Below are 12,581 nucleotides of genomic sequence, written 5' to 3'. Positions count from 1 at the left end.
ACGCTGAGAGTAGCGAAGCGTCCGATTTCGAAAAAAATGTCAACATATATTTTGAAAATAAGCAGAATAAAAAATAGGAGCTCTTTTACGAATTCTCCTATCCCTTAACTTAATGACATTGGCCAATCGGCTGCCTTTGTTATGCTTTGTTTGTACCATGATGTAGTTTGAAGATAAGGATTTGAGGAGGAGCGAATAAACGCATATCTGTTTCTGTTGTCCCTAATCCATTACTAACAAATAAGGTCATCTTATTAATATCATACGTTCCATGATTATACTTCTCTGCACCTGTAACGGTATGTAGGGGCCCAAATAAAGGAAGATAAATCTGTCCTCCAAGGGAGTGTCCTGTAATAGCCGTATCAATATATTGTGTATTGATATCATTGTTTTTTAACAAGTCGGGGCAATGTGTAATAAGTAAGTTGTATTCATCATTGTTAATCTTAGAAAATGCGCTAGCAACATCAGGAGTTCCATTTACTAGGGAATCAAGCCCAATCAAAGAGATGCTAGAATTACTTTGGTTACGCAAGCGTACAATGGTATTGGTAATAATTTCAAAGTCACTATTGTATAGAATGGAAGAAACCAAAGTTTTTGTTTCTTCGTTCACCAAGTCTTGATCTCCTAAGACTGCGAATTTTCCTAAAGGTGCATCGATACTTTTTAAAATTTCTGTAATCTCAGCGGTGATAGTAGAATCAGGAGCTTTTTTATCAGGAGTATCGAACATATCTCCTCCAAATATCACAACATCACTTCCAGTATCGTTCAATTCTGAAATCATTGAAGTCAATCGTTCTTTATCCATAAAGGAATTGTATTTAATATCACTAATATAGGCAATTTTGATATCATTCATTTCCGTTGGTATTTTTGTAGATGTTAAATTTTGATAAGATAAATTTACACGATCTACAGATATATATATGGAATAAAAGAACACACCTGCAACCACTAATGCAAGCAATATCAGTATAGATACGATTTTAAGTAGACGTTTTACCATAATTTAAGCACCTCATATTCTTTACTATTTTATCATAAATACGTTGGTAAAGAAATGAGAAATATAGAAAAAAGAAGGATAGCTTACGCTATGCTTCTTTTGGAGTTGTATTCTTTTTGTTTGGCGTACGATTTGTTTTTTGATGTGTCGCACGTGATTGTATGATTGCCTGCATCGCTGATTTTGAATTGATGATTACAGGAATTACAATCGGGTTACGATGGGTTTTATTGTAAAGGAATGGTTCAAGTGTTCCTCGTACACAATTCTTCAATTCGGAGAAGGTTGTACGTTGTTGCATCTTTTCTTTCAATGCATTGTGAACAATTGTTTCTGCTTCCTTTAATAATCCTTGAGAATCTTTGATAAAGACAAATCCTCTAGATACAATAACAGGTTTTGTTAAAACCTTGTTCTCTTTTGAATCAATCGCAATGATAACGGAAACAAGTCCATTGTCACCTAGGATTGAACGATCCTTTAATACAGCGGTAGATACACCACTAATATCATTACCGTCCACATAGATATCATCGGCCATAATTCTCCAACTAGTCTCTAAGACTTGATGGTTTCTTAAGGTAAGGACATCTCCATTCGCACAAGTAAAGATATTTTCTGGAGGTAATCCAGTTTCAATTGCTGTATCCTTATGCTGTTTTAACATCTTATATTCCCCATGAATTGGCATGAAGTATTTAGGCTTAATCAATTGCAACATCAGTTTTTGTTCTTCTTGAGAAGCATGTCCTGTTGTATGCAAGTTACCAAGAATTGATTTTGTTAATACATTTGCACCTGCACGGAACAATTTGTTTACCACCTGGTTTACACTCGCACCATTTCCAGGAATCGGACTTGATGAGAAAATAACTGTATCTCCAGGGATCAACTTAATGTAACGATGTGTTCCATTCGCAATCCGTGATAATGCCGCAAGTGGTTCACCTTGACTACCCGTACATACGATACAAGTTTTATTTGCAGGGGTATGTGCCAATTGATCAGGGGATAGGAAATGTTGTTCTCCAACTTTAATTTTTCCCATTTTACGTCCAATCGTTACTACATTTTCCATACTGCGTCCAAAGATAATAACTTTACGTCCACAAGCAACCGCAGCTTCTAATATCTGTGAAACACGGTATACATTACTTGCGAATGTAGCTACAATCAATCGACCATTGGTCTTCTTCATAGTATCTAAAATTTCTGCCGCAACTTTCTTTTCAGAAATTGAAAAGTCTGCGACACCAGAATTGGTAGAATCACTCAATAATAAGTCTACACCAATCTGTCCCATATAGGCCATCACTTGATAGTCTGCATTCGAACCAACTGGTGTTAAGTCAAACTTGAAGTCTCCTGTATGAACAACGCGTCCATTCGGCGTATTCACTAGAATCCCTAAAGAATCAGGGATGGAGTGTGTTGTATTAAAGAATCCACATGTGAAATGATTCATCTTTAAAGAACTGCGATCATTGATTTCAATCAATTTCACACTGCGTGACATTTTACGTTCTTCCAATTTTTTATTGATTAACGCAACGGCGAAAGCAGGGGCATAAATAGCTTCGATATCGACACTCTTCAATAGAAAAGGAATACCTCCAATATGATCTTCATGACCATGCGTAATAACTAAAATTTTACGTTTGCGATTATTTTTTACCAAATGATTGTAATCTGGAATAACATAATCCACACCGAGTAAATCATCCTCAGGAAAACGAACACCGGAATCAATGATTAAAATTTCATTTCCGTGTTCAAAGCAGTACATATTTTTACCTACTTCACCTAATCCACCTAGTGCATACACTAGGGTATCGTTACGTTCTGTATTGTTTCTATTATAACTGTTTTTATTCATATCCTGATTTGTTCTCGGTGCATTTGTTTTGTTTGTTTGGTTTATACTCATATAAACTCCTTTCTCATGTTGATATGCACCTCATATCTTTTAATATTATATCATATTTTATAAAAAATAAACCTGATTTGCATTTGTTTTTTTTTATGTAAGCGTATATCTTTTTTTAAATCAAAAGAAAATGCTCTACATAGAGCATTTATTCAATGATAATAGCGTCAGGATCTGCTAGCCATGGATCACTCTTGTTGATGCGATCATAAAACAAGATACCTGAGAAATGATCAATTTCATGTTGTAGCACAATGGATAAATAATCATCTGCTTTAATCGTAATTTCTTTATCCTGTAGCATATCGTATCCTTTGACACTCACACGGGCACTTCTTGGTACTAAACCTTCGTGTTCATTCTCTACTGATAAACAACCTTCACCATTTTTTAAATATGCTTTTTGTACAGATTCAGAAATGATTCTAGGATTCGCTAGTGCATATTCTATACGATTGCCATCTTCATCTTGAACAACCACTGCAAGCATTTTTTTAGGAACTCCTAATTGAATGGCCGCAATACCAACTGCTGGTCGTAAATTTTGAGCTTGGGCAAGTTCATCATCCTGCGAATCTCGAACATAGGTTAACATATCGCTTAATAGCGCACGATTTTCACTATCTAAAGGCAATTCTACAGGAAGACTCTTTTCACGTACAATCGATTCACTGTCTTTTATTATATCATCATAATTATAACTCATAAGATTCCTCCTTTTCTTACTGTTCTATTTTATACGCTTTTGTGAAATAATGGAAGAGTTTTACCAAATAAAAGTGAAAATCATGATAGAATATGGTATCATAAATGATATGAATTACGGATAGGAGGGAAAGGAAACGATGCGCAAAAGAAATATACACTTAACATTAAAAATGCCAAAAAGTTTTGATTTTCTTTTACAGTTAACAATCTTGATTTTAATTGCCTTTGGAACGTTGATGATTGCGTCTACTACAGTAGGGCGTGTTGCGGAAGATGGCATTGCAATCGTAGCAATTGTATTTGTGAAACAAGCGATGTTTGTTGTTATGTCCTATATATTAATGACCTTTTTTGCGAATAACTTTTCGATGAGGAATGCAAAAGCAATCCTTCCTATAGCAGCGATATTTATTATAGGAGCGTTACTATCTACACAGTTGTTTGAGGATGTAAATGGTTCCCATGCATGGATTCGAATCCCACTTCCAGGTACAGAAGTTACGATACAGCCCTCGGAGTTCGCGAAGGTATTTATGATTGTTGCGATGGCGGTGTATGTAGAAGTCGCTGGTCGAAAAAATTGGGATTTTTGGAGAATTGTAAAAGTACCTGTATTCTTTTTTGCTGGTTGTGCAGTAGCAATCCTTCTACAAAAAGATTTTGGTACCTTAATTGTTTTATTTTTGCTCTGTGCAATCTGCTTTTTAATTCCATCACATATCAATATACGAAAACAACAGCGATGGATCAAAATATTGTTAGTTATAGCATGTGTTTGTTCTTTGATTGTTATGAGTGGTGTAGGGATTGATTATATCGCAAAGATGCCTTTTATAGGGCATTTTGCAACGCGTATATCCAATGCCATCAATCCATTTTTATCACCACATCTAGATGGATACCAGCCAATTAATGGTTTGTATGGATTAGCTCGTGGTGGTATTACTGGAGTAGGGCTTGGAAATTCTATACAAAAATATGGATATTTAACGCAATCAGATAATGACTACATTTTATCCATTGTGGTAGAAGAGTTGGGTATTTTTGGATTGGCAATTGTAATGATTGGGTATGGAGTGATTATACAAAGGTTATTTTATTATGCCTTCCGTACAAAGAGTGAAGGGTATAAAGTAATCTTAATCGGTACGGCTATGTATATCTTTATTCACTTTGCTTTAAATGTTGGAGGAGTATCTGGGCTGATACCATTAACGGGTGTTCCTTTGTTGTTTATATCAAGTGGTGGTTCTTCTTTGATGGCAATCATGAGTGCCATTGGAATATCACAAGCTGTCATATCAAGGGTTCGACGACAAGGTGCGGATGGTATGATAAAAAAGAGTCCCAAGGGGAATGGGGACTCTTTAAGAAAGGGAAGAGGAGAAACAAAGATTGGGGGGTAACAACCTTTCGGTTGCAATAGTATCATTCCCTGATCCTATTGCTTTATACATAAGGAGTTGAAAAAAATGAGAATTGTTGCTGGAGAATATCGTTCTCGCGTAATTCAGGCAGTGGATGGACAATCCACAAGGCCTACTACAGATAAAATAAAAGAGGCAATCTTTTCACGTATTGGACCATACTTTGATGGAGGAGAGATGCTTGATTTGTTTGCGGGAAGTGGGAATATGACTCTAGAGGCAATTTCTAGAGGGATGGACCATTCGCTTATGGTGGATTATCATGGTAAGGCTATCTCCACCATACAACAAAATATTAGATCATTAGACTGTAAAGAAAAGTGTGATGTTTGGAAAATGGATTATAAGAGCGCACTTCGTAAGGCAAGTATAGAGGGGAAGAAGTTTGATCTAGTATATTTAGATCCTCCCTATAAGAAACAACAGATTATGAGTATCTTAACCTATTTAGAAGAAAATGATATGCTTTGTGAAGATGGTGATATCGTTTGTGAAAGCTTGAAAGAAGATACTTTTGAAGATGTTGTAGGTAGTCTTGAAAAAGTAAAAGATGTAACGTATGGTATTACGCGTATCACATATTATAAGAAGAGGTAAGTGTATGAAAAAAGCAGTATTTCCAGGAAGTTTTGATCCTATTACATTAGGACATGTTGATATTATCGAACGCGCAGCTCGTTTGTTTGATGAAGTGATTGTGGTAATTTTAAACAATTCGGAAAAACAGACGTTATTTACACTAGAACAACGTATGACATTTTTAAATCATGCACTGCATCACATTCCAAATGTTCGCTGTGAAAGTGATGCTGGACTTACCGTAGAGTTTGCAAAGCGTGAACAAGCGTGTGCTATCATACGAGGCGTACGCAGTGTGAAAGATTATGAGTATGAGGTTTCTATTGCTTCATTGAATCATCATATGCAACCTTCTATTGAAACGATAACATTATTTGCAGATCCCAAATATTCTTATGTATCTAGTTCTATGATTCGAGAAATGATGAAATACAATCAAGATGTGAGTGCCTTTGTAAGTGAAGAAGTATATCAGGCATTAAAGGAGAAAATGTAAGGGACGTGGAGCTAGCGTTTCTTTTCTTTTTGTAAGAATTTCATGGATGGAATCCATGGCATTCATAATTTAAAAATGCTATAATATACAAGACTATTTCAAATAGAAAGGAGGAATTGGATGAGGATGAGTTTTCATTTTCCAAGCAAAGAAACAGCAAAAGGAAAAAGCATTACGGTTATTTGTATGCTATTGATTGTAGTAAGTCTTTATTCCGTTAGTTATTTCCTCTTTATGCGTACAATAGATGTAGACGTGACCAAAGATGCCTCCATAACGTATCGTGGGGAAACGGGAACTGCGAGTGTCAAAGTAGAGAATAAATTAAAAGCATACAATCAACGCATCCAAGAATTTATGAATTCTATTACATATGAAGTAACACCACAGAGTGAAATTTATAATGATGCAGAGCTAACAATTACCGCGAGCTATGATAAAGAGCTTGCTCGTGTATATAATATTCATCCTATCAATACGGTACGTAAAGTGAAGGTAAAAGATTTACCTGTTCGTTTTGCTGGTGCAGATGAAATTCCAAAATCACTATTCGAAGATATCGCAAGTTATGGCGATACGTATCTAAAGAACAATATCAAATCTATATTAGAAGAGGATTTTACTTCTTTCTATGTGGAATCACAACCGAAATTAGAGAATTATACATTGACATATCGTGTGTTTCTAGATTCCTTTCAAGGTAGTGTGAAAGATAAAATTATCGATGTATATACCGTTATGGCAAAAGGGGAAGTAAATACTGCAAATGAAGGGGAAGCTGTTTTGGAAGATGCGCAGGAAACAATTTATTATATGTTGACATTTAATGAGATCAATACATCTCTTAATATATTAGATGAGAATGTATATGGAGAGAAGATGATTGTAAATACAAGTTATAATATGAGTCTTAAGGAAGATTTTCAAAGGTATATACGTGATAAATATGCGAAGCATTATAATCTTACGTTTTTAGAAATCGTGAAGAAGCAATAAAAAAACATGTCGAGCATGTTTTTTTTGTTACTTCTGTAAGAGTGCTTGTAATGCGTGCTTGTCTTGATCTTCACTTTCGTTAAATCGTATGATACAAGCATCCTGTTCATTGTACCGTGGGATTAAATGAATATGGAAATGTGGAACACTTTGTCCTGCAACTTCATTCATATTACTTAAGAAATTCATGCCATTGGCATGGGTGCGCTCCATGATACGTTTTCCAAGCATCTTAGCGACTTTAGTCATATGCATAAGAATTTCATCATCACAATCTAATAGATTCTCAAAATGCTTCTTTGGGATGATGAGGGTATGTCCTTTTGTTACTTGAGAAATATCGAGAAAAGCCATAACTTGATCGTCTTCATAAATACAATAACTAGGTATTTCCTTTTTTACAATCTTACAAAATATACACATATACACCCTTCTTTCTATAGATTTATTATAACAAATAATAAATCTATAGAAAAGAAAAAGTCGGTATTCCGACTTAATCTGCTACATATTCTTCGTTGACTGACTTTAATCCATCGTAAACATCTTTATCATATACTTGGAAATCATATTTCTTCAAATAAAAGATAGATGCAGATGTAGATAAATCTGTAGAACCAGTAGTAACAATTGCATCAATAGCTTCTTCTTTAAAGGAAGTAGGGGCAATGTTTGTAATGTTTACTACGTAGTATTTTTGATTGGTAGTATCTTCTACAATGGCACTTACTAATTCTGCCTTTTCAGCTGCTTTAATTTTATCAAACACAACGGTAGGAAGAGAACTCTTAGAAGTATAAATTGCTTCTTCTCCTTTATACGTAGTTGTAACTCCAAATTCGCTAGCAGCTTCGCTCATGCTTTTTCCACCTTTAACAGCGTCCAATGCACTCTGTGCTTTTTCTTTTGATTCTGCTTCTATAATCGCTGCCTTACGAGGAGAATATGTTTTGAATAATGCTTTTTGTTTGCTCTCTACATATTTTTTTACCAATCCTTGTTGACGAAGGTTTGGATAAATTTCTTTTTCTTTGTAATCGTCTTCGCTTTCATAACCGTTATCTTTCAAACGTTGTGCGAAGTCATCACCACCACTTGACTTTAGGGTAGCTAGTTGCTCATCAGCAGTTTTTTTCATTTCATCTGTTAAAGCAATCTTTTCTTTGTCTACTACGATATTCAATGCTTCATTTAAAGTATAAGAAGCACCATACGTTGTTTTGATAATATCGAATACTTCGCCTTTGGTAATTTTTTGATCACCTACAGTAACTAATGTATCATCAGATTTGGATACACCAACATAAGCATCTTTACATCCAACTAAGGTAAACACCATGGCAACCGCCATTAAGGATACGAGTTTTTTCATATGTTTGCCTCCTACTCTTCAATATCAAGAGATGTCATAATTTTCTTCTTTACATCATCACTTGCATATTTAATATCTAATTTTTTTGCTGCTTCCCAAACAAATTTGCTATAAATATCACTGTTGTTATTTTGAATTGCTTCATATAAACCAGTTTTGATATCTTTATCTTTTAAAAGTTTTTCTTTATCTGTTTCTTCGACTTTGATCATATGCCAGCCTTTGTAAGAGTCGTTACTTTCATGAACCCATTCACTAACTTCTCCAGTTTTCATGCTTAACGCCTTATTTTTAAAGCTATCTACATAGGTTGTATCACTATCCATATAACCTAAAGAACCATTGTTTTCTGCAGATGCGCTATCATCGCTATATTTTTTAGCAACTTTTGCAAAGCTATCTCCTTTTGCAAGAGCATCTTCAACTTGTTTAACTTTTTTCTTTTCAGCATCTGTTGGGTTTTCAGGATCTTCCATCTTAATTAAGATATGAGATACTTTACGTGGAGATTTTTCTTTGTAAATAGGGCTAAATAATGCATCCAAATTTTTTGTGATATAGTCATCGGACATCTTGTTGATTTTTACACACAACATTGCATATTCGTCTAGGGTATCATAACTGTAGCCTAAGTTTGCAAGTTTTGCATTAATATAACTCTTAATATCCGTGTATCCATATTGAGACATTCCTGTCTCTGCTTGTGTTATAAAATTTGCTTTGTAGTTTGTAGCTTGCGTCTTCAATTCGCTAGTTTCTTTTACAGATTGTGAAATTACAGCGACTTGAAATTTAGTGGAAACTGTAGAACCTCCATAGCTTTTATACAGTGTGTCATACAAGGAATCAGCCGTAATATATTTATCATCACTTAATGTTGCGACGACATCTTTTCCATCGTGAGATTTTCCGCTGACACGATCCTTGTTGGTGTCATATACACAGAAAATGGCAAAACCGATAAAAATCACAGCAACCAATACGACAAACCATTGTCTTTTTAGTATTTCTATCATAAAGTCCTCCTAATAGTTTATTCCGTAATATTATAGTGTATTTGTTCATTGATTGCAATTTTTTCCAAACTTTCACGTAATTTAACACAAATATTCACCTAATTTTCACGGAACTGAAAAAATATGTATATGCTAGGAAATGTAGAATCGTTTGAATTGTAGAAAAGGCGAAAATTTGGTATGATAATACACGCGAGGAAAGGATGATCAATGTGAGTTGTTTAAGTATTGAGAATTTACACGTAGATGTAGATGGAAAAGAAATTTTAAAAGGCTTGTCCTTAGTGATAAATAGTGGAGAAACCCATGCTTTGATGGGACCTAATGGGAATGGGAAATCCACCCTATTAGCGGCCATCATGGGGAACCCAAAATTCCATGTAAGTGAGGGTAGTATCACCCTTGATGGATTAGATGTTTTGGCAATGGAAGTAGATGAACGTAGCAAAGCAGGTTTGTTTCTTGGAATGCAATATCCAAGTGAAGTAAGTGGAGTCACGAACTCTGATTTTTTACGTGCTGCCATCAATGCTAGAAGAGAACGTCCAGTTCCTTTGTTTACCTTTATTAAAGAAATGGAAAAAACAGTGGCAGATTTGCATATGAAAGAGGATCTTGCACATCGTTTCTTGAACGAAGGATTTAGTGGTGGAGAAAAGAAACGTAATGAAATCGTACAGATGAAAATGTTAAAACCAAACATTGCGATGTTGGATGAAATTGATTCTGGTTTGGATGTAGATGCACTGAAGATTGTTGCGCAAGCAATTCAAGACATGCGTACAAGTGAAGGATTAGGTTTGTTAATCGTATCGCATTATGCTCGTTTTTATGATTTATTACAACCGACACATGCACATGTGCTAGTAGATGGAAAAATCGTTGTAAGCGGTGGAAGTGAACTGGTTGAAAAAATTGATCAGGAAGGATACGACTGGTTAGAGCAAGAATATAATGTACACGTTGTTAAAGAAGAACAGAAAGAAGTAGAACTGCTAGGTACTTGTGCAGTAAAACATAATTAATATGAAATTGCATATAACAGAGGATGTGTTGGAAAAGGTGCAGGTTGCACGCAAGGAAGACCTCTTAGAACTACAAATAGACGAACGTGTAAACGCAATGCTATTTGTGACATATGATGGCTTAGATGCCAAACAACGTGTGAACATCCTGTTACAACCAGGAAGTAAGTTGAAAGTTTTACTAAAGAATAACAGCACATCAGATATCCAACTGGATATCGAAGCTTTTGTGCATAAGGATGCATTTCTTGAATTTGCGTACTGTGATTTAGACCCTAGTGTGTCCACAATCGATGGGATGGTGCATTTATGTGAAGAAGGCGCAAATTGTGATATCAAGAGTGCTTGTATTGTAGAAGGTAAAAAGCATTTTAAAGTAGCAATCGAACATGCGACTCCATATACTATAGGAACCATGGAACATTATGCGGTAGTTAAGGAACATGGGAATTACCATATGGAAGCAATCGGCAAAATAAACAAGGGAGCGCATGATAGTGTATCTCATCAGACAACACGTGTATTGACCATGAGTGAACAACACAATAGTGAAGTAGTTCCTTTGTTGTTAATTGATGAAAACGATGTAAAGGCATCTCATGCGACAACCCTAGGACAACCAGATGCGAATCAATTGTATTATCTTCAAACAAGAGGTCTTACAAGAGAACAAGCATTGGGGTTATTAAGCGTTGGGTATATTATGCCAATAGCGCAAATGTTTGACCATGAAGAATGGAAAAATGAATTAAAAAATGAAATTGAAATGAAGGTGGGTCTACATGCTTAATAATGAAAAAATACGCAAAGACTTTCCAATGTTGCAAGGAAAGACGATGCAAGGACATCCATTGGTATATTTAGACAGTAGTGCAACCACTCTAAAACCTAAAGCTGTGATTGATGCGGTGGTTAATTATTATGAAAACTATTCCGCAAATGCACATCGAGGAGATTATGATTTAAGTTATTATGTAGATAAAGAGTACGAAGAGACAAGAGCCGATATAGCTTCATTTCTTCATGCGTTACCAGAAGAGATTATTTATACGAGTGGCGCAAGTGAAGGATTGAACTTAGTTGCGTATGGGTATGGAAGAAAATATCTACAAGAAGGAGATATTATTCTAACAACCGAAGCAGAGCACGCTTCTTGTATTCTGCCTTGGATGCGTGTAGCGCAAGAAACAGGAGCATTCCTAGAATATATCCCATTAGATGAAGAAGGACGTTTTGACTTTGAAGCGTTTGAACAGATGATGAATCCAGCAGTAAAAGTGATTTCGATTGCACAAATTACCAATGTACTAGGGTATATATTACCAGTGGCACAAATATGTGAGATTGCTCATCAGTATGGTGCTGTTGTAGTTGTAGATGGAGCACAAAGTGTTCCACATATTTCCATCGATGTAAAAGCATTGGATTGTGATTTCCTAGCGTTCTCTGCCCATAAAATGTGTGGACCAACTGGAATTGGTGTCCTTTATGGAAAGAAAGATCTATTAGAGATGATGGATCCACTATTCTTAGGTGGGGATAGCAATGCTCGATATGATATGGAAGGAAATATCCTTTTAAAGGATGTACCATATCGTTTTGAAAGTGGTACACAACCGATAGAAGGAATCTTCGGGTTACATGCGGCAATTCGTTATCTTAGTGAAATCGGATTAGAAAACATTCATGCATATGAACAAGAACTTCATAAGTATGCAATCGATAAACTAGTAAAGATGGATCATATTGAAGTCTATAATCCAAACAATGATACTGGAATTATTACCTTTAATGTAAAAGGTGTATTTGCTCAAGATGCGGCTAGTTTCTTTAATGCAAATGGAATTTGTGTTCGTAGTGGACAACATTGTTCTAAGTTGTTAGGAAATCAATTACATGCGGATGCTACCATACGAGCTAGTTTGTATTTATACACATCCAAAGATGATATCGATGCCTTTTTAGCGGTATGTGAAAAAGCATCAATGGAAACATGCTTAGATATATTTTTTTAGGAGGT

13 protein-coding genes are annotated in these 12,581 nt (G+C 35.3%); 7 read left to right on the top strand and 6 right to left on the bottom strand.

Going from position 1 to position 12,581, the window contains the following annotated elements:
• Positions 1 to 139: 139 nt before the first annotated feature.
• From ACWG0P_RS13910 to def, 3 genes are all read right to left on the bottom strand, one after another.
• The gene (locus ACWG0P_RS13910) at positions 140 to 1,015 is read right to left on the bottom strand and encodes a metallophosphoesterase (protein ID WP_455802238.1); all 876 of its coding nucleotides are present in this window, start codon (positions 1,013 to 1,015) and stop codon (positions 140 to 142) included.
• 88 nt (positions 1,016 to 1,103) lie between these two features.
• On the bottom strand, positions 1,104 to 2,942 hold the full coding sequence (rnjA, locus tag ACWG0P_RS13905; RefSeq protein ID WP_455802237.1) for a ribonuclease J1: 1,839 nt from the start codon (positions 2,940 to 2,942) through the stop codon (positions 1,104 to 1,106).
• Positions 2,943 to 3,090: 148 nt separating this feature from the next.
• Positions 3,091 to 3,648, bottom strand: a complete 558-nt coding sequence (gene def, locus ACWG0P_RS13900; protein WP_455791026.1) for a peptide deformylase — start codon at positions 3,646 to 3,648, stop codon at positions 3,091 to 3,093.
• 139 nt (positions 3,649 to 3,787) lie between these two features.
• Between def and ACWG0P_RS13895 the strand changes: the two genes are divergently transcribed.
• From ACWG0P_RS13895 to ACWG0P_RS13880, 4 genes are all read left to right on the top strand, one after another.
• Positions 3,788 to 5,056, top strand: coding sequence for an FtsW/RodA/SpoVE family cell cycle protein (locus tag ACWG0P_RS13895; RefSeq protein ID WP_455802236.1), 1,269 nt, complete (start codon positions 3,788 to 3,790; stop codon positions 5,054 to 5,056).
• 57 nt (positions 5,057 to 5,113) lie between these two features.
• Positions 5,114 to 5,674, top strand: coding sequence for a 16S rRNA (guanine(966)-N(2))-methyltransferase RsmD (gene rsmD / locus ACWG0P_RS13890; RefSeq protein ID WP_455802235.1), 561 nt, complete (start codon positions 5,114 to 5,116; stop codon positions 5,672 to 5,674).
• Between the two features lie 4 nt (positions 5,675 to 5,678).
• The gene (gene coaD / locus ACWG0P_RS13885) at positions 5,679 to 6,152 is read left to right on the top strand and encodes a pantetheine-phosphate adenylyltransferase (protein ID WP_455802234.1); all 474 of its coding nucleotides are present in this window, start codon (positions 5,679 to 5,681) and stop codon (positions 6,150 to 6,152) included.
• Between the two features lie 126 nt (positions 6,153 to 6,278).
• On the top strand, positions 6,279 to 7,148 hold the full coding sequence (locus tag ACWG0P_RS13880; protein WP_455802233.1) for a hypothetical protein: 870 nt from the start codon (positions 6,279 to 6,281) through the stop codon (positions 7,146 to 7,148).
• A gap of 27 nt (positions 7,149 to 7,175) precedes the next feature.
• Here ACWG0P_RS13880 and ACWG0P_RS13875 read toward each other — a convergent pair whose 3' ends face one another.
• Genes ACWG0P_RS13875 through ACWG0P_RS13865 form a run of 3 tightly spaced genes read right to left on the bottom strand, consistent with a single transcriptional unit; the run spans position 7,176 to position 9,536 of the window.
• On the bottom strand, positions 7,176 to 7,589 hold the full coding sequence (locus ACWG0P_RS13875) for an HIT family protein (RefSeq protein ID WP_455802239.1): 414 nt from the start codon (positions 7,587 to 7,589) through the stop codon (positions 7,176 to 7,178).
• A 55-nt stretch (positions 7,590 to 7,644) separates the two neighbouring features.
• The gene (locus ACWG0P_RS13870; protein WP_455802232.1) at positions 7,645 to 8,520 is read right to left on the bottom strand and encodes a hypothetical protein; all 876 of its coding nucleotides are present in this window, start codon (positions 8,518 to 8,520) and stop codon (positions 7,645 to 7,647) included.
• Positions 8,521 to 8,531: 11 nt separating this feature from the next.
• On the bottom strand, positions 8,532 to 9,536 hold the full coding sequence (locus ACWG0P_RS13865) for a peptidylprolyl isomerase (RefSeq protein WP_455802231.1): 1,005 nt from the start codon (positions 9,534 to 9,536) through the stop codon (positions 8,532 to 8,534).
• Between the two features lie 212 nt (positions 9,537 to 9,748).
• Here ACWG0P_RS13865 and sufC point away from each other — a divergent pair, with 212 nt between their 5' ends.
• From sufC to ACWG0P_RS13850, 3 genes are read left to right on the top strand one after another with little or no spacing between them, the layout of a single operon-like run.
• Positions 9,749 to 10,561, top strand: a complete 813-nt coding sequence (gene sufC, locus ACWG0P_RS13860; RefSeq protein ID WP_455802230.1) for a Fe-S cluster assembly ATPase SufC — start codon at positions 9,749 to 9,751, stop codon at positions 10,559 to 10,561.
• 1 nt (position 10,562) lies between these two features.
• A complete protein-coding gene (locus ACWG0P_RS13855; protein ID WP_455802229.1) occupies positions 10,563 to 11,351 on the top strand; it encodes a SufB/SufD family protein in 789 nt (262 codons plus the stop codon).
• The gene (locus tag ACWG0P_RS13850) at positions 11,344 to 12,576 is read left to right on the top strand and encodes an aminotransferase class V-fold PLP-dependent enzyme (protein ID WP_455802228.1); all 1,233 of its coding nucleotides are present in this window, start codon (positions 11,344 to 11,346) and stop codon (positions 12,574 to 12,576) included. Before ACWG0P_RS13855 ends, ACWG0P_RS13850 begins: the two co-directional genes overlap by 8 nt.
• Positions 12,577 to 12,581: the final 5 nt, after the last annotated feature.

Source organism: Amedibacillus sp. YH-ame6 (assembly GCF_053848845.1).
The sequence above is the reverse complement of the archived record's forward strand: the minus strand, read 5'-3'. Positions and strand labels throughout refer to the sequence as shown.

What these genes read in the sequence shown, in the direction of transcription:
- ACWG0P_RS13910 (WP_455802238.1), bottom strand. Translation starts at nt 1,015, where the DNA reads ATGGTAAAACGTCTACTTAAAATCGTATCTATACTGATATTGCTTGCA.
- rnjA (WP_455802237.1), bottom strand. Translation starts at nt 2,942, where the DNA reads ATGAGTATAAACCAAACAAACAAAACAAATGCACCGAGAACAAATCAG.
- def (WP_455791026.1), bottom strand. Translation starts at nt 3,648, where the DNA reads ATGAGTTATAATTATGATGATATAATAAAAGACAGTGAATCGATTGTA.
- ACWG0P_RS13895 (WP_455802236.1), top strand. Translation starts at nt 3,788, where the DNA reads ATGCGCAAAAGAAATATACACTTAACATTAAAAATGCCAAAAAGTTTT.
- coaD (WP_455802234.1), top strand. Translation starts at nt 5,679, where the DNA reads ATGAAAAAAGCAGTATTTCCAGGAAGTTTTGATCCTATTACATTAGGA.
- ACWG0P_RS13880 (WP_455802233.1), top strand. Translation starts at nt 6,279, where the DNA reads ATGAGTTTTCATTTTCCAAGCAAAGAAACAGCAAAAGGAAAAAGCATT.
- ACWG0P_RS13870 (WP_455802232.1), bottom strand. Translation starts at nt 8,520, where the DNA reads ATGAAAAAACTCGTATCCTTAATGGCGGTTGCCATGGTGTTTACCTTA.
- ACWG0P_RS13865 (WP_455802231.1), bottom strand. Translation starts at nt 9,536, where the DNA reads ATGATAGAAATACTAAAAAGACAATGGTTTGTCGTATTGGTTGCTGTG.
- ACWG0P_RS13855 (WP_455802229.1), top strand. Translation starts at nt 10,563, where the DNA reads ATGAAATTGCATATAACAGAGGATGTGTTGGAAAAGGTGCAGGTTGCA.
- ACWG0P_RS13850 (WP_455802228.1), top strand. Translation starts at nt 11,344, where the DNA reads ATGCTTAATAATGAAAAAATACGCAAAGACTTTCCAATGTTGCAAGGA.